Raw genomic sequence first — 24305 nt, 5'->3', positions numbered from 1 at the left:
ACCGCACCGTGCGCCCCAACTGCAACGGCTCGCCATACTCCCCCAACACGATCGGCGTCAGATCCCCCACACACGCGAACCGGCCCGCCGCCCGCGCCGTGAACACCTGCCCCGTCGAAGCCACCGCCGCCCCCTGCGGCTCCCCCGTCACCGGATCCGCCTTCACCGTCACCATCACCGAAGCCCTACCCGAGGAGGGCGGCGCCCCCGGATTCGACAACCCCCGATTAATCACCATCAACAACGCATCAAACCGCCGCTGCCCCGGCGACCGCACACCCCCCTCCCCCGCACCGCCCTCGGCGCCGTCTCCTTCCGCTGAGCTGTCCTGCCCGGAGCCGGGCGTCGGGTTCGGGTCGGGGGCGGCTAGTGGCCCGGTCAGTACCCCATCGATCAGCGCGGCGTCACTGTCCGGGGCGTCGATGGTGAACCGGGTCATGCCCGAGCCCAACTGGCGCCGCGAGACACACCGCTGCTCCTGGGCGACCTTCTCCGCCTCTTCCTTGGGCTGCTCATCCAGCAGGTCGAACAACAGCTTCTTGCACACCACCTCCAGGTCCCGGTCACTGATCCGGTGGTTACCCGCCGCGCCGGCCGCGATCTCCGCGAACGCCTCCTGCTGATCCACATCCAGACTCGGCTCCAACCGGTTCATGGTCCGGGCCACCTTCGCCGCCCGATACACCGGCACCTCCCCATCCCGCACCGCCTGCGCCAACCCCCTGCCCCAGTGCTTGGCCCCGGCCCGGACCACCTCCCGCACCTGACAGGCCTCCGGACCCGACAGCCACGGGCACCGCACCCGCAACCAGTCCACCAACGAGAGCCCGACCGCGGTGTGCAACCCCCGACCCTCAGCCTCGGCGGCCAACGCGAAACCGACCCCGTCCAGGGCACACCGCAACGCCCCCACCACCTCCAGGCCCTCAGACACGGCCGGGTCGAACACGCTCACCAACTCCGCCGGGCCGACCCCGGCCACCCGGCCCAGACCCCGGACCGCGGCATCCAGGCCGCCGGCCAGGTCCTCCGCCGCCGACCCGACCCCGGACCGTGACAAGAACTCATCAACCTCCCCCACCAGAGCCCAATCCGCCCCCACCTCCTCTGCCGGGTCTGCCGCGAGCTCGGCCTCCCACGCCACGAACGCCGCCACCTCCTCCGGCAACACCCCCGCCGCGACCGCCGACCCCTCAGCAGTCAACACCTCAGGAGCACCACCCGTGGCGAGCTCCCCCTCGGGCACCCCGACACCAGGACCGGGAACCTGCTCCCAGCCCTTGGCCTCCACACCCGACTGCTTCATACAACTGATCTAAGCACCCACCACCGACAGTCACCTGACCAGCACAAACACCGGACCAGCACCCAAGCCGCCACGGGCCACCCCGACGTGCACGGGCCGCCCCGACGTGCACGGGCCGGCGACCGAGGTCAACGGAGTCGGGCGTGGGCCGCCCAGAGACGCTGGCTGCCCGCAAGAGCTCGGCACCAGGTGCGGGAGCACCCCGAGTTGGGCGCTGGCCACCTCGGAGGCACAGGGCAGCCGACTGGGTATTAGCGCTAATATCCAGAGCACCACTGGCCGGCCCAGGCGAGAGTGCGTCCAGCACTGACTAGGCCTCGCCCGGAACCTCCTCGCGGAGCTCGGCCTGCACCCCGACGGCCAGTCCAGCGAGGAAGTCCATGAAGTTGAAGCCGCTCACATAACTGCCGTCCGGGTTCCAAACGCGGGTGTCGAGCTCCGAGGGCTCCTGGTCCGCGGGCACGATCACCTCGGGTGCCAACCGCAGCCCACCGCCCCGGTTGCTCAGGGTCCGCACCGCCCGCACCAGCTCCGCCGGGTCCTCCGGAAGCAGAGTGGGCGCGAGCCCCAGCCGCCCGGCCACCAGGGCCCTGCGGAAGGCCACCACCTCGGCGGGCCGGCCACCGTCGAGTCGCTCGTCGAAGGTCGCGACCGCGAGCGAGGCGTCGAAGGACAGCCCGCGCCGCCACAGGTGGGTGCCGCCGGTGAGGGCCCACGCATCGTCCACCACGACCGACGTCGCGTCCAGGTGCAGTGACCTGCCGGGGCCGGTCACCGGTGTGAACGCTGCGACCCGCTCGCCCCCGGCGGTCGCCAGCCTCCGGAGGCCGGCCAGGACGCCGGCGTCACGGATCCTCCCCAGCTTCTTCGGCGTCCCCGGCACCAGCTTCAGCGGCACGCACACCAGCACCTGCAGCGCCGGGTTCTCCGTCAACCGCGTGGCCAGCGCGCCGAGGACGTCCAGCGCGTCGTCGCCGGATCCCAACGGCAGCGCGTCCAGCGCGGGGGTCTCGAGATAGACCAGATCCTGTGCACCCGCGAAGCGCGCTGCCAGCGCTGTCGCCGCCTCCCGGTAACCCCAGCGGGCGCCGAGCAGCCGCCGGTTCAGTGCCCGCTGCATGCTGGTCGCCGCCTCGTCCACCGCCGCCGGCACGCTCACCCCCTGCCCTGCCAGCCAGGACCGCAGGTCCGCCAGCGGCTGTTCCCACGGGAAGTCGCCGGTGTCGAGGGCATCCATCGCCTCCACCAGCCCCGACTCGCCCTCGACCCGCGCCGCAACCGTCCGCAGCACCGCAGCCCAGGAGCCGGCTGCCGACGGCGCGGCCGGCTGGGTCAGCGGCGTCGCGGCGGCCACGGCCAGCTCGGGCGTGCCCGGCCGGGTCCGCTCGCGCGCGATCTCCGCGACCGCGGCGACCGCAGGACCCCGCAGGCGTGCACCTGCGCCGTGCCGCTCGTCATCCGCCGGGGCCCCCGGGTGCCCGGCCTGGTGTGTGCCGACCTCGTGATGAGCACCGAGCGGCCGCACCGCGGCGACGGTGGCATCCGCCTCCGGGTCCGCCCCGGTGCCCAGCGCAACGGCCGCCACCTCGTCGCGCGACTGTGTGGGCAGCGGGGAGGCAACACCGGGTGGTCGCACCAGCAGGGTCCGCTCCAGCGCCGACACGCTCGCGCCCGTGCCACCCAGCACCGAAGCGGTCTCCCCGCCGCGCCACCCCCGCCACGCGGGCTCGGTCAGCAGCACCGTGTCCCCTGCCCCCAGCAGCGGTCCCACCGCGGGCGCCGCCCACGCGGTCGCCGGGACGGACTCCGGGTCCACGAGCGTCGGCGTCGTCGTCAGCGCGACCAGGGTCGACCCCGACGGGAGCGACCCGGCCGCAACACCTGCCACGACCTCGGTCCCGCTCTCGCACACCAGCACCGACTCCCCCACCGAGGCCAGCGCAACCATCGCGCCGCCGACCGGTGCAGGCCGCTCCAGCCGCACCTCCGGATAGCGCGTCGCCGCGAGCCCGGTCACCACCATCACGTCCAGCCCCATCCTGTTCGCCGGCGTGACCGCGCCGTCCGCGAGACGCACCACGACCCGAGCCAGCCCGGCGGCATCGACCAGGCCACCACCGCCCGCACCGCGGACGTGCCGGCCCTTGTCCGGGTCGAAGTACTGCGGCCACACCCGCACCCAGGCGCCCGCGAGCTCCGGACCGACTGGCACCGTCACCAGGATCCGCTGCGCGAGCACCACCCCGCTGTCCGCCACCCCGCCGCCGGTCAGCGCGCTCACCGTCACCGCGCCGAGCCCCACCGGTGCAGCGACCGGGGGCAGGGCCGGCTCCGGCACCGCGCCCGCGGCCCGGTCGAGCACCGGCGCCAGGAGCGTCACCGGACCGGCCGACAGGATGCCCGCCAGGCCAGTCAGTGCCGCATCGGCACTGGGCAGCAGCACGGTGTCGGTGGCGGCCACCGTCGCGCGCGCCACCAGCGTGGCGGTCGAGGCCCTGGCCTGGTCCGCGGCTCGCCGGACCGCTGGCTCCGCGGCCCCCGCGGGCGCCACGCGCCGTTGCCCGGTCACGTGCGCCTCGACGTCCACCAGCGCCACCCGCACGCAGTCCCGCGTGAGGCCGCCCACCGGGGTGCCACCGCTCCACAGCGACACGGTCGTCCCGTAGCTGCCCGCCGGCAACACCGCCACCCGTGGTTGCGCCGCGTCCTGAGCGCTCCCGCCGCTCAGCGCCACGGTCGCCGTCTCGGTGCCGGCGACCCGCACCGCGCCGGTGCCCGACAGCCCACTCACCGCGAGCCGCGCCAGGACCCCTTCGCCGGCAGGCGCCTCGTCCGGTCCGCAGAGGACCACCGTGCGCTGGGCGTCGACCGTGGCGGTGCGTTGTGCCGCGCCCGGAGCCCACAGGTTGCTGAACGACGTCGCGAGCCGCGCCCACCAGGACGCGACGGCACCGGGATCGATCGCCCGCCCCCGGTTGTCGAACGCGAACAGCCGCACGGTCGTGGGACCGGCGAAGGCCAGCAGCACGTCGTCGTCGGCGGTCAGTGTGCCGGGTCGCTTCAGGTCCGCGATCGGGGTGCCGGTCAGACCGAGGTATGCCTGCTGGGTCGCCTCATCCATCGAGGTCACGTCCGGGATGGGTGGCCTCACCCTGGTCACCAGGTCGGTCAGCGAGCCTGGGTCCTCGGGCAGTTCCAGGGCGAGGGTGCGCACCGTGGCGCGGGTGACCCCGCCCGCCCCGCCGTCCGCGGCGGGCACGTCGGCGAGCAGGGCACCCAACCGGGCCTCCACCTCGGGGAGCAGCCGGAAGGTCGCCACGAAGCGGCCGCTGCGGAACGGCGGCGTCCCCGCGGGTCCACGCAGGCCGGCCAGCCGGGGCTGGCCGGCGACGGCGAAGGAGAGCAGTCCCGTCGCAGGCGGCAACCAGTCGGTGCCGGCCGGGAGCGGGACGGTCACGCCCAGGTCGTCGGGCGAGGGCACCGGCAGGGTCTCGTCGGTCGAGAACCAGGGCCCCAGCGCGGGGCTCTCCAGCCCGAGGTCCTCAGGAGCCGGAACGAGCGCGGTCACGGCGCCACCACCTCTTCGCTCGGGGCGGTCCGCCGGCCGATCGGGTCGGTGATCACGACCCGGTAGGCCGTGCCGGCCGGCACCGCCGGGTCAGGGTCGACGACGTCGAACACGCCGCCGGGACCCGCCGCAAGGCCGGGCACCGAGGTCGCCAGGCCCATCACCTCGCCCGGTCGGCGGCGATAGACATCGAGCACGTAGCCGGTGCTGGCCCCGGGGCTCAACGGGCCCGGGTGCACGAACTGCACGTGGACCCCGGCGGCGTCGCGCGCCGCCGCCAGCCCGGTCACGCCGGTCGGCGGGTCGGGTGGCATCACGAGCGCCGATGCGGGCGCCGAGGGCGGGGACCACTCCCCCGACGGGCCTCCGCCGGGCAGGTCCGGCCCGGCGACCTCGACCCGCCACGCGTAGCGCACCCAGCCCGACAGGGAGGTCCGGGCCAGGCCGGGGGCTGCGCCGGTGTCGATGACCTCGAACACCTGGTCCCCCGTGACGCCGGGTGGCGCCGGTGGCACGGCACCCTCCGCCACGACCTGCATGAGTGCTGCCTCCGTCGAGGCGCTCGCGCGCCGCAGCCGCCACCTGGCCGCCGGGGTCGGGCCGGCCGGCACGGTCACGGTGATGCTCGCCTGCAGCTCCCCCGTGGCCGTCGTCTCCTGGTCCACCCGGATCGCCGGTGCCGCCGGGGCGAGCGCGTTCGGCACCGCCCGGGGCAGGATCGGCGCGGTCCGGAAGTCCGACTCCACGCTCGCCGCACTCACGGCGACCACGCGGTAGAGGACCAGCACCGTCAGCGACCCGGACACCTGGTGTCGGTAGGTCGTGGTCGCACTGGCGGGCACCGGCTCGGGGGTGAGCTGCAGGAACCAGCGTCGCGGCAGGATCCTCTTGTGCGCCTCCCAGGCGGCACCCCGCTCGGGCCCCCCGGCAGCGGCAGCCAGGTCATCGAGCAGCGCCTGGGCCTGCGCCGCCGAGGGCGCCTGACCGGCGTCCCCGGGGCCGAGGGTGCCGTCGGCGACCTCCTCCAGCTTGGAGCGCAGCGTCGACTCGTCAGCGAGGAACACCCGGAACGAGGCCTGCCCCGGCTGCGCGGGCCAGGACAGCGTGGTCTGTGCCCAGCCGGTCGCGTCCGGACGAGCGGTGTAGGTCAGCGTGGCCGGCAGCACCACCGGGGCGGGGGCCCGTGGGTCGTGCAGGGTGGCGGTGCGCGGCTCGCTGGTCTCCGAGGCGACTCCGGCACTGTCCAGCCACCGGGCGGTCACCGTCGCCGTGCCCGAGGTCGTCGGCAGCAGGAGCGGCCCGGGGACCGTGACCACGACCGCGTCGGGCGCCACCGGATGGAGCGAGGTAATGGTGCCGCCGCTGCTCAGCGACACGGTCAGCTCCAGCTGGGCGAGGAGGCGCCCGCCCGGGGGCAGCGCGGACGCCGGCGGCACCGGCACCTCGACGCGCACACTGCCCGCCAGCGGACCGGTCGGCACCGGCTCCGGGACCGTCGGTCCGGTGGCGGCGAGCATCACCACAGGGCGAGGTGGTGGGGGTCGCTGACCCTCGGCATACGGCGTGCGGGTCCAGCCCGACCAGCGGCCGAACCAGTCCGCCTGGGCGATCTGCCAGACACCGTCGTCCTCGGTGACACCGCGGTCGGTCAGCCGGCCCTGGGTGGCCGCGGTCGCGGTCGCCGGCTGCGAGGGGCCGAGCAGCACCAGCCGGCCGATCCCGTCCTTGAGGTGCCGGGTGCGCGGGTCCGTGCCCGCGGGCTGCGCGATCGCCGAGGCCAGCGCGGCCCCAGGGACCAGCCGGTCCAGGTCGGCGGTCAGGCGGCGGGACGCGGCGGGCGGCGGGACCGACTGCCAGGTGCCGTCCCAGGACACCACCATGGGTGGTGCCGACGGCACGTCGAGCGGCACCCGGGCCGGGGCCACCAGGACCATGTCCAGCTGCACGGCGCGCCCGATCCGGTCGCCGCCGTCCCAGCCCTCCCCGGCGATCTTGGCGAACCGCTCGATCACCTCCGCCGGGTCCTCGGGCGAGGGCAGCGAGGAGGTCAGCCCGAGCTTGGCGATCGCTTTCAGGTCCGGGGCGAAGGCGGCGCTGACCAGATACAGCACCATCGCCTCGCCGTCGCGGTCGTCCAGGTCGCGGTCGATGTCGGCGAAAGGGAGCCAGCGGGCGATCCCGGGGTCGAGCGTGGCCTGCAGCAACGTCGTCAGCAGGCTCCGGTCGGACGTGCCGGACCCGTTGCCCAGGCCGGTGACCGGTGCGACCGCCGCGAGGTCCTGCTGGCTGGCCGAGGTGTCGTTGACCAGCCGGTCCAGCTCGTCCCGCAGCTCGTGGGCCAGGTGTTCGACCCGGACGGCCTCGTCGCTGGCGCCGACGGGGTCGCAGGCCGCCGGCCCGGCCGCGAGCGGTTGCTCGTGCAGGCCGAAGCGGGTCGGGGCGGCGTCGTGGGCGCGCTCGAGCCCACGGTCCCAACCGTCGCCCGGCCCGACGTAGCGTGCCCCGGGACCGCACGGCAGGGGCAGCGTGCGCCACGGCTCACCAGTCGGTATGCGCGCTGGGTCCAGCCAGCGGATGCCCTCCACGGTGCCCGCGCCGCTGAGGACCACGCGCTCCAGCTGGGAGGCGTAGACCTGGTAGGGCGCCCGGGACCGCACCGCCACCGGTGCGTCACCGAGCGGTGTGGTCACCATGCCCTGCACCACGATGCGGGTCAGCCGGGGCCGGATGGGCAGGGAGACACCCGGCCGCTCCGGTGGGGGCCGGAAGGGTGCCACGACCGGGGGTCGGACGGGCGGCCGGACCGGCGGCACCACCGGGCCGGGCACGGGGTGGACCGGGCCGACCACGGGCGGCCACCAGCTGGTCCGGGACGGCGTGGCCGCGACCTCCACCCAGCAGGCCGCGCGCGGCAGGTGGGCCGTGACCGGGTTGTCGGCGGTCAGCGTGAACGGCGGCGTGAGGACGGTCCCGTGGGAGTCGACCCAGACCGCGTCGCTGCGGGTCTGGCGCCACAGCTGCTTGCGCGTGGTCACCACCCGCTGCACGACGATCGGGCACACCGGCAGGCCCAGCAGCGGGTTGGTGACGATCCGCAGGTGGTTGCCCAGGGCGAGGTGGGTGTCGTCGCGGCCGTCGATGGCCTGGCCGCTCATCGCCCACGAGGGACTCAGGCTCATGCTCCCACCTCCTGGTAGACGGCTCTGGGGGCGGTCAGCGCAGCGCGGCTGCCGGTGACGACCGTCGAGGACGTGGCGTCGGTCCGGTCGGTGACCGTCCGGGTGAGCTGCACCACCAGGGGCGCCGCCTGGAAGGCGTCGGCCCCCGAGGGGCTGACGGCCACGGGGGCCGTGGGCGCCAGCAGCACCCGGGTGCCGTTGGTGTTGCGGCGCCGCTGCACCAGCGGGACGCCGCCGTGGCTGGCCGAGGTGACGTCCAGCGCCCGCCGTCCGGTCCGCACGATCGGCTCCGGGAGCTCGAGCATCACCCCGGCCAGCAGCCACGAGGTGCCCTGGCGCCACCAGAGCACACTGGTGCGCCCGGCCGCGGGCAGTGGCCACGGGTCCAGCCCGAGCGCGGCCATCGCCTCGTCCAGCTCGCGGTCCCCGACGACCAGCGGCCCCGGGGGCACCGGACCGGTCACGACGGCATCGGGTGCCACCAGCGGGCTCCCGGTCGACGTCAGCCCGAGGGCCCCGAGCAGCTCGGTCGCGTCGTGGTAGGCGGAGGCCTGGAAGTGGGCGCGCCGCACCACGAGGTCCTCCGCGGTGGGCTGGGCGGCCGGCGTGGCCATCAGCATCAGGTCGTACCACGCGCCGGGCACCAGGTCGGCCGTGACCTCACCGGTGGTGCCGCCCAGCGGTGGCTCCTCCAGGCACGGTGCCTCGCGGATCTCGTCAAGGAAACGCTTCTGGCCCAGCGGGCGGTAGTGGTCGTGCAGCTTCGTCCAGGTCACCGTGAGCGGCACGTCAGGGGCGTGCGCCTGCCCGGCCAGCGACCCCGGCGGTGGGTCGGTGCGGCGCAGCCGCAGGCTCACGGCCCGTCCATAGAGCGCGGCGAGCTGGTCGAGGTGGTCTACCGCGAGGTGGACCAGCAGCGTGTCGTCGAGCAGGTGCGGGGCCTGCCCGGTGTCCGGTTCGATCGCCAACAGGTAGCGCAGGACGGACCGGGGGTCGAAGGTCTTCTCGTCGGTGAGCTCGGTCGGCGGCTGACCGGTGATCGTCGCCGGCGAGGCGGTCCGGAACCTGCGCACGACCTCGGCCCCGTTCTGCCAGTCGCCGCTGGGCGGGACCGTGGGCGGCTCGGGTGTGCTCTCCGACTTCACCCACCCCTGCCACTGCCACCGGATCCGCACCGAGTAACTCGTGCCCGCGGCGAGCAGGCTGCGGTGCGGTGGCTGCGGCGCACCGCCTCCGCCGCCTCCACCCAGCCCGTTGATGAGGCCGGCCAGGTCCAGGGCGTAGGCCGCGTTGGCGTCGGCGAGCGCCTGCGCCGAGGCGCTGATCCCGCACAGCTGCTGCCAGCCCACCCGCGCGGGGCGGGTGCGCCCACCGGCCCACTCGTGCACGCGCAGGCCGCGCCACGTGCCGTGTTCCCGCGGCCGGTAGAGCACCACCGAGCAGGTGCCCGTGCCGGTCCGGTAGGTCTGCTCGACCGTGGGCTCCCACTCCCACTCACCCCCGCCGACCAGGGAGCCGGACACCCGCGGCAGCTCGGCTGACCCCACGGGCTCCTGCCCAGCGGTGCCCCAGCAGATCCGCTCGATGCCGAGCCAGGTCGCGCCGTGGATCTCCACCGAGACGATGTCGGAGCCGGCCAGCACCACGGTCTGCTCCCACCCGCCGTCGGGGGCGACCCACCCGTCGGCGACGACCGAGCCCGCGCTGTCGTAGGCGGACAGCTTGGCCTCGCCGTTGTCCCACATCCGGATCCGCACCTCGACCCGGTCGGTGCGCTCGGGCAGGTGGGCGACCATGCCACCCTCGGGCAGGAGCACCGTGACCGGCGCCCCGTGGGTGGTGAACGGCTTGCCGTGGGACTGGATCTTCACTCCGTCGATCGAGCTGGAGGTGCCCAGGTCGGTGTCGGCCCGGTGATGGTCGCCGACGATGGCGCACGTGCCCGAGACCGGGTGCTGCGGCCGCTTGCGTCGGTCGTCGCAGACCACCAGCCGCAGCTCGGGCTCGACGACCTCCGGGGCGAGCGTGACCCGCAGCTCGGTGGTGCGCTCGGTGAACCCGAACCGGGTGGCGGCCGCGAGCCACCAGATGTCGTCGGCGAGGTGCCCGGGAGTCAGGGACAGTCCCTGCTGCACCAGCCAGGGGGCGGCCAGCTCCAGGACCCGGCCGGCGATCCGCTCACGCGCGTGACCGGTGAACCGCGAGGGGAACGGCGCCTCCCCGAGCGTCTCCGGCGGGAACAGCACGGAGTCGGTGCCAGTGCGCCGGGCGTCCCGCCCCAGCAGGCACATCCGGGTCGGCCGGGGTGGCTCCTCGCACAGCCGGCCGGGTGTCTGGGCGGGGTCGCCGTCGGTGCCCTCGCCGCCGTCGGGCAGCCAGTAGGTCCACGGGGCCGGGTCCCAGGACAGCAGGGCCAGGAACATCGCCTCCTCGGTCGAGACCGCGATGTCACCGTCGGCGAGGACTCCCGGCCGGTGGGTGGGCAGCCACCAGCCCGAGGCGAGGGGCGCGGCCAACGGTGTGCCGCCGTCGGGCACGATGTCGACCCCGGTGAGCCGGTAGGCGTACTTCATCTCCGAGGTGCCCGACCACACCGGCCCGGCCGGTGGGGCGCCTGGGGCGAACGCCGAGCCGGAGAGGTCGACGGACATGTGGTGCATCAGCTCGAGCACCGGCACCGTGTCCGGCCACACCGTCTGGTTCGCTCCCGGCGTGCCGGTCACGGCCTCGGCGGTGGTCTGGCCGCGGCGGTCGGTCAGGGACACCTTGCCGATCGGGGGCGGTGGGGGCGGTGCCGCAGGGGTCAGCGGGTCGCCGATCTCAATCCCGACGCACCCCGACACGGAGAAGAAGAAGAACGAGACCTTGCCGCAGAACTTGCCCTGGAGGTTGACCTTCAGCCCGCCCTGGTCCCACACGGTGCAGACGAGCTCGCCATCGACGTCGACTTCGACGATCACCAGGGACAGCGTGCCCCAGACCTGGAAGATGCCCTTGAGCAGGAACGGGTTGGTCCCCAGGCCCACCAGGATGCGGGCACCAGCCGCGAGGGTCAGCGGGCCGGCCGACCAGCCGATCTCGATGCCCGCGCCGAAGCCGATCGAGAAGCCGTCGAAGTTGACCGAGTCGTCGCCGCCGAGCCGGTGCAGCTTCTTCTCCTCGATCATGAGGAAGGCATAGGCCTCGATGTCGAGGGTGCCCGGCAGCAGGATGATCTGCACCGGGTCGCCGCCGCGCCCCTCAGCGACCACCCCGTCCGAGCCGACCCGGACGAAGGCGTCCTTCGGGGTGCTCGGATAGGGGAAGTAGCCGTCGATCGGGACGTTGAGGGTCAGCACCTTGGGGATCTCGTAGCGGCCGCGGATGCCCACCAGCACGGCGGTGTCATCGATGACGACCAGGCCGAGGATCTCCAGCCCGGTGCCGGCTGCGGTGCCCTGCGCCTTGGGCACCAGGTCCGGACGCGTGGCGAGCTTGGCGTCGATCGCCAGGATCACCTCGGGGTCGGGGAAGGCCACGACCAGCATCCCGACGGCGTTGAACGTGAACGCCTGGTCCGGCATTGTGCCGATTACCAGGCCCAGGCCGATCGCCCACTGACCGCGCTCGGGGCCGAACTTGTCCAGGAGCGGGGCGTCGCGATACCACGCGACCTCGCGCCCGACCGGGTCGTTCTCGAAGCCGGCGGGCAGCTGCCGGGCACCGTTGGACACGAACATCCCGAGGAAGCCGAAGATGCCGAGCCCGGTCTGCGCCAGCGGGATGCCGACCGGCAGCAGCAACCCCAGCTGGATCGACAGGTAGTCGTGCGCGGGGTCGAACTCCAGGGCGCCGATGCCCTTGGCGCCGACGGAGATCAGCTCGAGCTCCAGGGAGGCACCGAACGCGCCGCCGTCACCGATGACGACCTGGCCGCGGCCCCGCAGCACGCCCGGGATCTCCACGGCGAGCGCGAGACCGCGCAGCTCGGCCGAGACCCCGCCGTCGGCGAAGATCACCCGGATGGTGGCGCCCTCGATGCTGACGACACCCAGGTCGAGCGCGAACTCCAGGTCGCACTCGAACCACGAGGAGCCCGACCCCGCACGGGTGCCGGTGATCGCCAGCAGATTGCCCAGCGGCCCGTCGAGCTGCCAGCGCCCCGGGTCGGAGACCTCGAACGAGACGTCCTCGAAGACGAACCCGACCTTGTCGTACCACTCGGTCGCGGCATCATCGATCTCCACCCCCACCTTGGTGTAGCGGACCTGGAGCGGGTGGTCGTCCGCGGTGCTGATCGATCCGATGCCGTTGGCCGAGATGTCGATGCCGACGGCTGCGGTGTAGTCGATCGTGACCCGCAGCCTCATGCCGCGCGCGGAGTCGATCGAAGGAGCACGGTACTCCGCCGAGATCGCGTGCAGGACGATCCAGCCCTCCTTGGTGATCGTCGTCATCACGGCGCTGGCGATGGCCAGCGCCGACATCTGCACGACACCGTCGGTCACTCCCCCACCGCCGATGCCACCGAGCAGGGCCGGGGCGAGCGCCAGGGCGACCGCCGCGAAGGAGGAGTCGAACCGCGCGATGCCCTTGGGGTCTCCCTCCGAGGCGACCGACAGCGCGAACAGCGTCTGACCCGACCGGTTGTCGTAGGCCCAGCGGCCGGTGATGGTCCAGACCTCGGTCGAGGGTGTCCCGGGGGTCGAGGGTGAGGAGACCGGCACGTCGGTCTCGTTGTCGTTCTCGTCGGTCATCGTCACGTGGTCGCTCGACCAGGCGAGGGTGATCTCGGCCAGGGTGGGGACCGCGTCGGCCCAGCTGGTCACCGTCGGGGAGTCCCAGGAGACGCGGAGGCGCACCAGGTAGCCGAGCCGCGAGGACGGGTCACCGGGAGGTTGGATCTCGGCCACGTCGGCACCGGGCACGTAGGAACGCCGCAGCGCGGGGTCGGTCGTCTGCGGGTCGGTCGAGGCCTGCTGTCCCTGCGCGGACGCGCCCGCGGGTGGGGTGTAGGTCCCTCCGACGGCGTAGACGTCGACCCGCCGGTAGGACTCCCGGATCGGGTGGGTGGTGAGACTGCCCCAGCCCTGGCGGGTGGTGGCGTTGTGGTCGAGCATGATCGTGCGGCCGGCGAGGCGCTCGGTCGCGCTCATCTCCGAGGGCGGGACGGCGGCCTGCGTCTGCGCCACCGTCCCGGTCGCGGCGTCCTGCTCGCCCCGCGCGTCGACCTGCCCGGCGGGCAGGTGCTGGCTGATCACCTCGATCCGCTCGCCCGCGAGGTCGTCGTTGCGGTCAGGGGTGCCGATGTCACAGCAGTGCCCCACCACCAGGAACCGCGCGCCGGGGAAGTAGGTCGCCCAGTCCCGGATCTCGACGCTGACGTTGCCCGAGGCGTCGTTCGGGGCGAACCGGCCCCACCCCTCGGGATCGGCGGCGTTGAACCCGAACCGGACCGACAGGTGCCGCACGGCGGACGCCTCGACCGGTGGAGGCGGCCCCGTCGGGTCGGGACCGCTGCCAACCTCGACCGTGACCGCCGCCAGCGCACCGTCCGGGACGGTCACCGTGGTGCCGGACGCGGTGGCGTCCTCGCGGTGGCTGCGGAGCTCACCGGCGCGGTGGAACGGGGCCAGGGCGTGGGTGCTGTCGACGCCCCGGACGGTGACGAGGGCACCGGTGGCGTCGTGGACGCCGTCCTCCGCACCGACGAGCAGCCCACCCTCGGCCAGGGTGTCGATGCGCACCCGTCGGGTCAGGTCGCCGTCGGTGACCACCAGGTAGCCGGTGCCGACCTCGTCGGGGAAGACGGTGAAGTCGTGGCCGGTGCCGCTCTGGGCACCGACGCCGGTGCCGAACTGCCAGCGAATGTGCGCTGCGTCCGGGACCGCGAGCCGGGACTGCAGCTCGACCTGGGCGATCGCGTCCCGGGTGCCCGACAACGAGACGACATTGGCGATGCCCGACGCCCCCGGGAGCACCGCGTCGACCATCGCGGCATGGTCCACGCCGTCGTCGTCCTGGGTGAAGGTGTAGGAGATGGGCAGGTCGTGGTGCCGCTCCCCGTCGACCAGCTCGGAGTAGACACCGTCCAGGGTCTCCCCCACGCTCGTGGTGAACCACCCGGTGTCGGACTCCTCGACCCGGGTGCCCTCCGGCAGGGTCCAGGAGATGCGCGGCTGGTTGGGCTGTCCCTGGATGGCGTCGGACAGGCGCGCCCGCATCCGACCGGTGGCGCTGGTGTCGGCCACGAAGGGCACGGTCAGCTCGCGACCGCTGCCCTCGGGGGTGCGCGGGTGCTCCGTGCCGTCGACGTCCTGGGTGAACAGCACGGCCGCACCGGCGATCGGGGTGCGCCCGAGCTCGACGGAGACCGTGCCCTGCATGCCGGCCGGGCTGCCGAGGATCACGTCCTTCACCGAGGCGTTGATCTGCTCGACCGCGGTGCCTTTGAGCGGCAGCATCACGGTCGCCTCGGCGATCGCCATCCCCTGCCAGCCCGGCGTCTGACCCCGCGCGATGATCTCCGGCGGAGTGATCTGCTCGGAGGCGTCATAGACGACCCGGTCGACGACCATGCCGATGTCGGAGTCGCCGAAGGTGAAGCTGATCGGGTCGAAGGTCAGGCGGGCGACGGGCCCGTTCGGCGCGGCGGGGTCGAAGGGGTCGGGGAAGTCGACGAACCGGACGACCTCCGAGGCCCCGGTCAGGTCGATCCGCATGACGCCCGAGCCGACGAGCTTGACGCCGTCGCGACTGTTGTCCGGCAGCAGGTGCGCGGGCGAGCTGGTGGTCGCCGGGACGAAGATCGCGGGCCGCAGCCCGGGGATGGTGATCGCGATCCGGTCGACGATCAGGTCGAGGAACGCGGCGTCCGCGGCGGGCTCGAGGGTGTCGGTGGCGGACGGCACCTGCCGGACCCGGACCAGCCGGAAGGGCAACCCGGTGTTGAGGCCGGGAATCTCCACCGGCCAGTTCCGCAGCGCCGGCAACCCGAGGTCGGACAGCGGCTGCACCACGCCCTCGTGCACGAAGGTGCCACCGCTGGTGGAGCTGCGCAGGTCGACCACGGCGAGGTTCTCCAGCCGGCTCGCCACATCGCTCGGCAGCAGGGCCTGTGCGCCGCCGGGGGCGAACAGGTCCAACAGGGTGACACCACGCTTAGCCATCGGGTCCCTCACGACGCCATGGAAAAGCAGAACGAGCAACGGTACTGCCGCGCAGGCACTCCTGTCTACGGTTTGGCGACCAACGGCATACGTGCACCACACCTTGAATTGGCCAAGTCTTTAACTCAGCCCCCTTGTTGCATCAGTCAACTGCCCCCTAGGCTGAAAGCAACTTGGGGAAATCTTGACTGTCACGTGAGTCCTGCGTGATGCCTCAGCAACGTGTCTATGACCAAGGGGTCAGCCTCATGCGTGCGTCTCGTCCGGTGCCACCGTTCGGCAACACCGACCGCCAGAGGAGCCGCCTGCGACAACGCATCCGCCGCCTCTGGGCGACGCTGCTGTCCCTGGCCCTGGTCACGGCGCTCCTGTCCACCGCGCCGGCCACCGCCAGCTCACCGGCGGCCCAGGCACCCGTCGCCGACGCCGGCGCCGACCTCACGACCAGCATCGGGCAGACCGTCACGCTGGACGGCACCGCGTCATCGGACCCCGACGGCGACGACCTCAGCTACAGCTGGAGGCTGGCCGGGCCGCAACCCGGCGACTACACCCAGAGCCTGGACGACACGACCTCACCGACACCCTCCTTCACCCCAGCCCTTGTGGGCACCTACACCGCGACCCTGGTCGTCAGCGACGGCACCCAGGACTCCGTGGCCGACACCGTGGCCATCACGGTCGGTGACGGCATCGAGGTCTCCTGGCAGTGCGACGGCGTCACCGTCACCGCCCCGGTCCGCATCGACCGCGTCGTGGTCGCCCAGGGCGAGGAACAGTCCCGGCACATCCCGCGAGCAGACACCTGGACCCTGTCCGACACCCCCGGCATCACCACCATCTGGGTCAGCGTGCCCGGCACCAGCAGCGGCGACGGCCCCGGCTACGGCACCCGCTTCGACGCCCCGACCGATCCCCCACCCTGTGCGCCGGTCAACCAGGCACCGGTCGCCGACGCCGGCCCGGACCAGGAGGCGACCACCGGCGACACCGTCACCCTCGACGGCACCGCCTCCACCGACCCCGACGGCGACACCCTCTCGTATGCATGGTCGCTGGCTTCTCCCTCCGGCTCCACCAGTGTGCTGGAAGGTTCTGACACCGCGCACCCCACCTTCACCGCAGACGTCACCGGCACCTACACCGCCGAGCTCATCGTCACCGACGGCACCGACAGCTCTGCCCCCGACACGGTCACCATCACCGTCCAGGAGCCCCCCAACCAGGCCCCCATCGCCGACGCCGGCGAGGACCAGGACGCGACCACCGGCGACACCGTCACCCTCGACGGCACCGCCTCCACCGACCCCGACGGCGACACCCTCAGCTACACGTGGACCCTCACCGCACCAGAGGGGTCCACAGCCTCACTGGAGGGCGCTGACGGACCCCAGCCATTCCTCATACCTGACCTGCCGGGTGCGTATGTGGCCTCCCTGGTCGTCAATGACGGCACCGAGGACTCCCCCGCCGACACCGTCACGATCACGGTCAACGAGCCGCCCAACCGCGCACCGATCGCCCAGTTGGACCTCCTGGAGGACGGCGCCATCGGTGAGCGCGTCCTCCTGGTCGGCTACTACTCCAGCGACCCCGACGGTGACGAGCTCACCTATACCTGGGACTTCCAGATGCCGGACGGGTCGACAGTCGTCCCCGATCACCCGATTGAGTCCACGAGCAGCTTCTGGCCCGACGTGGCCGGCACCTACACCGTCACCATGGTCGTCAACGACGGCCAGACCAGCGCCTCGCAGACCGTCACCCTCGAGATCGGACACCGCCCCGACGCGGAGGTCGGCCCCGACCGGGTCGCAGTGACCGGTGACACGGTCACCCTGGATGGCACCGGGTCGACGGACGCCGACGGCGACGACCTCAGCTATGAGTGGGTCATGGGCTCCCCCGAGGGGTCCACGGCCGTTCTGGAGGACCCTGCGTCCGCCATCCCCAGCTTCACCGCCGACATCGCCGGCACCTACCAGGTCGGCCTCCGGGTCCACGACGGTCGCTACACATCCTGGTGGGCGTATCAGTCGATCGTCGTCACCGACCCCGTCAACCAGGCGCCCGTCGCCGAGGCCGGGCAGGACGCGCCGGCTGCCGTGGGCGACACCGTCACCCTGGACGGCACCGGCTCCTCAGATCCCGACGGCGACGACCTGTCGTATGCATGGTCCCTGGCTTCTCCGGCCGGCTCCACCGCCGTGCTGGAAGGTTCTGACACCGCGCACCCCACCTTCGCCGCGGACGTCGCCGGCACCTACACCGCTGAACTCACCGTCCATGACGGCACCGACACCTCCGCAGTGGACTCGGTCGAGATCACGGTCACCCACCGCCCCGTCGCCGACGCTGGCGAGGACCAGACGACAGTCCCGGACGTGACTGTCACCCTGGACGGCACCGGCTCCAGCGACGCGGACGGTGACGACCTGTCCTACACGTGGACGCTCACCGACCCGGCCGGCTCAGACATCGCGCTCAGCGACCCGCAGGCAGCCGAGCCCACGTTCACCGCGTCCGAACTCGGCGACTACACCGCCACCCTCACCGTCACCGACGGCCAGTGGACCTCCACCCAGGACACGGTCACCATCACCGCACGCACCAACCAGGCACCCGTGGCCGACGCCGGCGAGGACCTGGAGACCGTCCCGGGCCAGATTGTGTATCTGGACGGCACCGGATCCAGCGACCCCGACGGCGACTCACTCACCTACGCCTGGGAAGTCGTCGCACCAGAGGGAGAAACCGGCCGGATCACCGACCCGACTGCCGTGCAACCGGCGTTCTGGTCGTCCTCGAGCGGGATCTACACGGTCCAGCTGACCGTCACCGACCAGTGGGGCGCCTCGTCGTCGGACACCGTGACGATCTCGGTCCACCCGGAGATGTTGGTCTCTGACGTGACGGTCGGCAAGGACCTTCAAAGGTCCAGCTTTGTCAGCCTCCGCGACCAACCCTTGGAGCCCGCGGACATCACGATCACGGTCGAGGACGAGTCCATCGCTGTTGTCTCGGAAAACTACTACACCGTCGGCTCACAGACCATCACGCTCGAGGACGTCAATGAGGACTACTACCACCACCTCAACAACGTGCACGTCCAGGGCCTGGCAGCCGGCACCACCACCCTGACCGTGACGGCTCCCGGCTATCCCGAGATCAACAGAACCATCACTGTCCTGCCAGACGTCGGGTTCCGTTTCGGAACAGACGACTTCAGCCTGGATGAGTCCGCGGGACCCAAGATTATTGCTGTCTACCTCCATCCCCTCAACGCCGACGGCACGACGCTCGGGCGGCAGGCCCGCCGCGCCGGCTCCCCGACCATCACAGTCAACCTGACCAACAGCAACGACTCGGTGGGCACACTCACGGAGTCGGCCCTGCAGTTCAGCCCCGGCGCCTCCCAGGCCCTGACACGGTTCGCCCCGGTGAGTCCGGGAACCACGGAGATCAGTTTCACTCAGCCTGCAGGATTCACCGAACCCACCAACGGCCTGTCCAGCATCACCGGGACGGTGGTCGGGCTCCAACTCATCCTGGACAACATGGCCGTCCCGGGGGGCGGCGAGGTCTCACCCGCCACCGTCAGCTTCGTGGACAGCCCGGCGAGTCCCACCGACATCGAGATCTTCAGCTTTGACGACACCAGGGTGCAACTGTCCACGAGTGCGGACGGTCCCTGGGAAAACCGCACCATGCTCCACGATGTGACTGGCACCGGCGACCAGACCTTCTATGTGCGCGGGCTGGATGAGGGCACCGCCACCCTCATTGCGTATGTTGGAGGTCAACCCAAGGCCGAGGCCACCGTGACCGTCGGGCCACCCACTGAGGCAACGGTCGCCGACGACACGGTCACCGTCCCGCCCGCCAGTCTGCTGGCTGCCCTGCATCCCGAGGGCGAACCCCACCTCAGCACGAGCCGCAACAGTCTCGCTCCCGACGGCAGCAACCGCCCCACCAGCACCCTGTGGAACCGCTACTACGTGTAGCAACTCACGGCTCCAGTCCCCAGAGACCCCGAGTATGCCGCGGGGCTGGCCGCCGCGGCCAGGTCCCGGAGGCTGGCCAGCCGTCAAGACGAGACCGGCCCCGATAGGTTGGCCCCGTGGACAACGACGTGCGCACGACTCGGATCGCGGTGCTCATCGACTGCGACAACATCTCGGCCAGGCACATCGGGGCGGTCCTGGAGGAGCTGGCGACCTACGGAGTGCCGACCGTGAAGCGCGGCTACGGCGACTGGACGACCCCTCACCTGTCCAGCTGGAAGTCCGAGCTCCTGCGCAACGCGATCCAGCCCCAGCAACAGTTCGCCAACACGGTCGGCAAGAATTCCACCGACTCAGCGCTGATCATCGACGCCATGGACCTGCTGTGGCAGGGCAACGTCGACGCGTTCGCCATCGTCTCCTCAGACTCGGACTTCACGAGGCTCGCGACCCGACTGCGTGAGTCGGGCAAGCAGGTGTTCGGGCTCGGCGAGGCCAAGACATCGGTGGCCTTGCGGCGGGCCGTCGACCAGTTCATCTCCCTGGAGGTGCTACAGGAGCCGGCCGACGAGCAGCCGGCGGAACCAGCACCTGCTGAGACCGACGGCGTGAGCGCTACCGACGGCTCTGCTCCCGAGCCCGTGATCAACCTGCAGAGCGCGCTGACCAAGGCCATCAACGCGACCTCCGGTGACGACGGGTGGAGCTTGCTCAGCCAGGTCGGTCAGCACCTCAGGCGCACACACGCTGACTTCGACTCACGCACCTATGGCCACCCCAAGCTCAGCTCCCTGGTCGATGAGCAGCCATACCTGGAAGCACGCACCCCGGGATCGAGGCGGCAGGTGCGATTGCGCAAGAAGCGAACGCCGGCGAAGGCGACCGCGACAGCCAAGAAGCGGACGGCTGTCGCCAAACCCGCCACGTCGAAGACGTAGCCCCCACCCAGCGATGCCCTCTGGGTCAGGCAGCGTCCTCCGGTGGCAGCAGCCTGATCACCCCGGCGAACCTGCCGCTGACCCCGTCCCTGCGATGGGAGAACAACGACTCCTCCTCCCGGGTGCACCCGGGCAGCCAGGTCACCGCAACACCGGCGACCTGGAGGTGGTCGACCACACCTGCGGCCACGTCGATCGCGGGGGTTCCGGTGCGAGACACCGAGTATGCCGCGGGGCTGGCGGCCGCAGCCGCCTCCCGGAGATCGGCGGGCACCTCATAACAGCGCGGGCAGATCGCGGGCCCGACCACAGCCTCGAGGTCGCTGGCCCCGCGCTCTTGGAGCGCTGTCACCGCCGCGCCGACGGCGCCGTTCGTGAAGCCCACTCGTCCCGCATGGACCGCCGCAGCCAGGCCCTCGGTGCGGTCCAGCAGCAGGATCGGAGTGCAGTCGGCGACCAGGACCACCAGGGCGACGTCCGGGTCATCGGTGATCATGATGTCCGCCTCGTGGGACGGGTCGTCCTGGTCCCGGTCGACCACGGCGATGTCACAGCCGTGGACCTGCCGCATGAAACGCAGGTCACCTGCTTCCAGGTCAAGCGCTCTCGCCACGCGGGAACGGTTGCGCGACACCGCGTCCGGGTCGTCCCCGACGTGCGCGCCGAGGTTCAGCGAGGCATACGATCCGACGCTGAGCCCGCCCATACGGTCGGTGATGGCCCAGTCCACGCCATAGGAGGTCCCGACACCCGGCTCCCGCTCACGCCACCTGAACACAAGGCCAGACTAGACGCAGGCAGCCCACTAGCTGGCACCAGATAAAAGCTCGAAATCGGTCCGGTGTCGCTCCTATCGTGGCTGAATGGAACCCGACACAGGCACCACGGACACGGCTGCGTCTCAAGCGATCCGCCCCTTCCGGATCGAGATCGCTCAGTCTACTGTCGACGATCTGCGTGACCGGGTGCGTCGGACCCGCTGGCCACAGCAGCCTGAGGGCACCGGGTGGGCCAGGGGTGTGCCCGTGGCCTACCTGCGGGAGCTGGCCGGCCACTGGTCGGAGACCTTCGACTGGCGAGTGCAGGAGGACCGCCTGAATGAGGTGCCGCAATTCGTCACCACGATCGAGGGCCAGGACATCCACTTCCTGCACGTTCGCTCAGCCGAGTCGGACGCCGTGCCACTGATCCTCACGCACGGCTGGCCGAGCACACCCTTTGAGTTCCTCGATGTGATCGGGCCGCTGACCGACCCCCGTGCGCACGGCCTCGACCCAGCAGACGCCTTCCACGTCGTCGTGCCATCCCTGCCCGGCTATGGCTTCTCCACTCCGACGGTCGATCCGGGCTGGGGGAACTTGTTCCGGGTGGCCCAGGCGTGGGCAGAGCTGATGCGTCGCCTGGGCTACGAGCACTACGCGGTCCACGGCACCGACGTCGGCTCCGGGGTGGCACTCCTGCTTGGCATGGTCGACGGGGACAGGGTGATGGGCACGCACATCACCGGCACCGAACCGGCCATGCCCTTCGGGCCACCGCTCGATGAGACCGCCCACACTGGGCAGGACCGGATTCGGGCCGAGCGGTTCAACCAGCACCAGCGTGACGAGCTCGGTTACCTCCACCTCCAGGCGACCAGACCGCAGACGCTGGCCTACTCGCTCACCGATTCACCAGTTGCTCAACTGGCGTGGATCGCGGAGAAGTTCCGCGAGTGGACCGACCCCGAGCGGGAGCTGCCCGACGAGGCCATCGACCGAGAGGCGCTGCTGACCTGCGTGAGCATAGCGTGGTTCACCGGAGCGGGTGGCAGCTCGGCGCACTCGACCTATGAGGGGATGCAGGTCTACCGGGAGATGGCCGACCAATCCGACGACTCCGGTTCCGAGCAGCCGCCCGGACCTCCGACCGGCGTGGCTGTGTTCGCCGCGGACAACATGATCAAGAGCGTGTTCGACCCAGCAGACCGGATCACGCACTGGTCCGAGTTCGACACGGGCGGGCACTTCCCGGGTCTTGAGACGCCCAGCCTCCTCGTCGGCGACCTTGCCGCGTTCTTCCGTGGACTGCGGCCGGTCCCCGCGTCAGGCTGAGTTGCCGGACGCGTGGTCGAATCGAACACCGCTACCCTGCGGCCGACTCACGTCTCAGGTTCTGCACGAGGTGCTCGAGCCAGTTGTTCTCGTCGTCGGCACGCGTCACAGCATGACGCCCTGGCCTGCCACGCAGCTGCTTGAGCGGTGAGGCCAGCAGGCCGAAGAGTTCCAGCTGACCGTCGAGGGTGAACACCTCGTCGTCCCACTGCACATGGTGGAGGACCGGTGCAGTGATCCGTGTGGCCGAGCGCCGAATGAGACTGTCCGCAGCCATCGCGGCCATCATGGGATCCGGTGCAGACAGGCCGAACTTTCCGATCACCGCCACCCGCAACCTCGGCCCCAGCGCAGCGCACAACGCCATCCCATAGCGGGCACCCATCGATACCCCGAGGTACCCGACCGCTTCACCGTCAACCAGCTCTGCATCCACGGCGGCCGACAACACTGAGAGCCAGTCGTCACGCATCCGCTCGTGGACGGCAACCGGCCCGTCGTCAATCACCCGGCGCTGGTAGTCAAGGGGCCCGTCACCGGGCACAGCGCGATCGCCGTGGTACGGACCATCGATGGCCATGGCAGCGATCCCGAACTCACCCGCAAGCCGGGACCCCATCCGACGATGCCGATCGATCGCCTTGTGCCCGCTCCCACCATGACCGAACAACACCACGGGAGGCGGGCGGATTGCGTCTGGCGGCAGCCACGCGATCGCCGGCACGTCCGAGGCACCGTGCCGCACAGAGAGCGTCATCTCCGTTACCCCCACAGGCAGCTGTCGACCCCAGACCACCTCGAACTCACGACCCACCTCGTCATTGCACCATGCGTGCTGGTGCAGATCGGCCAGCATCGCTCGACGCGTCGCCCGCACGCGAGGCCACAAAGAGCATCGCGAGCCCCGGGCCACAGACCGGGACACACCAGCGTGTCCCGACATGTCTGATCAACTCACTCCTCCGGCGGCCCCGGCCCAGGGTGAACTGCGAAAGCCTGAGACCGGCGGAGACCGGACGGCAGGCTGTATGCCGCGTGGTCCCGGTGGTGGCACACGGCACCTGTGGCCCTCGCAACTCGAGACCACCATGACGGGTGAGATCGTCCAGTCATCGTTTGGCCAACTGACCGGCGCGACGCAGCCCCGGTCCCCCGGCGCGACATTCGTCGCCGACATCCTCATGGGCGTCATTTCGCCCAGAAGGGGCTAGCAGCCGAGGTCCCCTATTCCACCTCTTCGAGGTTGATGACGGGGATGAACTCGGCGAGTGCGCTGGGGTTGCGGGTCATGTCGTACTCGCCCAGGAGCCGGATGTAGGTGGTCCGGTCGACCTCCCAGTCGTAGGTGTGTATCGGCTCCCAGCCCGTTTGCCCAGCGAGATACACAAGGTCTGCCAGCAGTCGTGTCACGCGACCGTTGCCATCTACGAACGGGTGGATGCGGACCAAGGCAGCATGAGCGGCGATGCCCAGCGTTCTCGCGTCGATGCCCGTCTGGTGCTCCCAGTGATGGTTGAGGTCGTCCAATGCGTTGCGCATCTCGACGGCGATGTGCTTTGGGGCGATGCCTATGTTGGTTTCCCGCGAGCGCTGGCGCCCTCCCCACTCCCAGACCGGCGCATAGAGACGGCGGTGGAGGTCACGCACGAAGTGGTCGTCGACGAGGTCGCGCATCGGTAGGTCGAAGTTCAGCAGGTTGCCCCACCACTCGTCGGCGACCTCTACCTGGATGCGCTGCTCCAGGTCGTAGAGGTCGGCCTTGCGGATTGGGTCGCCCAGCAACTTACGAGCTTCGGCGTGAGCGCTTCCGCTTCTTCGTAGCTGAGGAGAGTCTCGCCGTAGTCAGGGTCGAGAGCCATCAGGCCTTCGAGCGTAGCGACTCCACGAACTTCTCGACCTTGGCCGAACGGACATGCTCAGCGGGAACGTCGCGATGCTCCAACCGCGCCGAAGCCTTGGTCGAGCGCACGACGATCTGGCGGCGCGTCTTGTCGGACACAGTCTTCTTGGTCATCGCTGCTCCTTCCCTCTTCCAGCGGTAGCGCACCTACGCCGGGACACGAACCGGG

General features: G+C 71.4%; 11 protein-coding genes. 3 read left to right on the top strand and 8 right to left on the bottom strand.

The annotated features are described in order from the left end of the window. The 4 genes from DPQ65_RS16355 to DPQ65_RS13610 all read right to left on the bottom strand — a co-directional run. Positions 1-1306: DUF222 domain-containing protein (locus tag DPQ65_RS16355; protein WP_114907902.1), on the bottom strand; the 1306-nt coding region annotated here is incomplete at its 3' end. Between the two features lie 310 nt (positions 1307-1616). Continuing rightward, positions 1617-4874, bottom strand: a complete 3258-nt coding sequence (locus tag DPQ65_RS13625) for a hypothetical protein (protein WP_114907901.1) — start codon at positions 4872-4874, stop codon at positions 1617-1619. Next, the gene (locus DPQ65_RS13620; protein WP_162802240.1) at positions 4871-8053 is read right to left on the bottom strand and encodes a hypothetical protein; all 3183 of its coding nucleotides are present in this window, start codon (positions 8051-8053) and stop codon (positions 4871-4873) included. Before DPQ65_RS13620 ends, DPQ65_RS13625 begins: the two co-directional genes overlap by 4 nt. Then, entirely contained in the window at positions 8050-15201 is a 7152-nt protein-coding gene (locus DPQ65_RS13610; RefSeq protein ID WP_114907898.1) for a hypothetical protein, read from the bottom strand. The genes DPQ65_RS13620 and DPQ65_RS13610 overlap by 4 nt, the downstream gene beginning before the upstream one ends. Before the next feature lie 248 nt (positions 15202-15449). Between DPQ65_RS13610 and DPQ65_RS13605 the strand changes: the two genes are divergently transcribed. Continuing rightward, positions 15450-19205, top strand: a complete 3756-nt coding sequence (locus DPQ65_RS13605; RefSeq protein ID WP_162802239.1) for a PKD domain-containing protein — start codon at positions 15450-15452, stop codon at positions 19203-19205. Between the two features lie 116 nt (positions 19206-19321). Beyond that, on the top strand, positions 19322-20143 hold the full coding sequence (locus DPQ65_RS13600; RefSeq protein ID WP_114907896.1) for an NYN domain-containing protein: 822 nt from the start codon (positions 19322-19324) through the stop codon (positions 20141-20143). 25 nt (positions 20144-20168) lie between these two features. Here the strand turns inward: DPQ65_RS13600 and pgeF are convergent, their stop codons facing one another. Continuing rightward, entirely contained in the window at positions 20169-20921 is a 753-nt protein-coding gene (gene pgeF, locus DPQ65_RS13595; protein ID WP_114907895.1) for a peptidoglycan editing factor PgeF, read from the bottom strand. A gap of 85 nt (positions 20922-21006) precedes the next feature. Between pgeF and DPQ65_RS13590 the strand changes: the two genes are divergently transcribed. Beyond that, the gene (locus tag DPQ65_RS13590; RefSeq protein ID WP_114907894.1) at positions 21007-22236 is read left to right on the top strand and encodes an epoxide hydrolase family protein; all 1230 of its coding nucleotides are present in this window, start codon (positions 21007-21009) and stop codon (positions 22234-22236) included. Positions 22237-22267: 31 nt separating this feature from the next. Here DPQ65_RS13590 and DPQ65_RS13585 read toward each other — a convergent pair whose 3' ends face one another. The 3 genes from DPQ65_RS13585 to DPQ65_RS15735 form a co-directional block, all read right to left on the bottom strand. Next, positions 22268-22993: an alpha/beta hydrolase gene (locus tag DPQ65_RS13585; RefSeq protein ID WP_162802238.1), complete on the bottom strand. Its 726-nt coding sequence runs from the start codon at positions 22991-22993 to the stop codon at positions 22268-22270. A 467-nt stretch (positions 22994-23460) separates the two neighbouring features. Beyond that, positions 23461-24018: a Fic family protein gene (locus DPQ65_RS13580; RefSeq protein ID WP_202863139.1), complete on the bottom strand. Its 558-nt coding sequence runs from the start codon at positions 24016-24018 to the stop codon at positions 23461-23463. A 76-nt stretch (positions 24019-24094) separates the two neighbouring features. Beyond that, positions 24095-24250, bottom strand: coding sequence for a hypothetical protein (locus tag DPQ65_RS15735; RefSeq protein WP_162802237.1), 156 nt, complete (start codon positions 24248-24250; stop codon positions 24095-24097). Positions 24251-24305: the final 55 nt, after the last annotated feature.

This window comes from Ornithinimicrobium murale (genome assembly GCF_003352835.1).
GTDB classification, from domain to species: domain Bacteria; phylum Actinomycetota; class Actinomycetes; order Actinomycetales; family Dermatophilaceae; genus Ornithinicoccus; species Ornithinicoccus muralis.
The sequence above is the reverse complement of the archived record's forward strand: the minus strand, read 5'-3'. Positions and strand labels throughout refer to the sequence as shown.

Coding starts and splice junctions, on each gene's coding strand:
- DPQ65_RS13620 (WP_162802240.1), bottom strand. CDS start 8,053: ATGAGCCTGAGTCCCTCGTGGGCGATGAGCGGCCAGGCCATCGACGGC.
- DPQ65_RS13585 (WP_162802238.1), bottom strand. CDS start 22,993: ATGACGCTCTCTGTGCGGCACGGTGCCTCGGACGTGCCGGCGATCGCG.
- DPQ65_RS13605 (WP_162802239.1), top strand. CDS start 15,450: ATGCGTGCGTCTCGTCCGGTGCCACCGTTCGGCAACACCGACCGCCAG.
- DPQ65_RS15735 (WP_162802237.1), bottom strand. CDS start 24,250: ATGACCAAGAAGACTGTGTCCGACAAGACGCGCCGCCAGATCGTCGTG.
- DPQ65_RS13590 (WP_114907894.1), top strand. CDS start 21,007: ATGGAACCCGACACAGGCACCACGGACACGGCTGCGTCTCAAGCGATC.
- DPQ65_RS13610 (WP_114907898.1), bottom strand. CDS start 15,201: ATGGCTAAGCGTGGTGTCACCCTGTTGGACCTGTTCGCCCCCGGCGGC.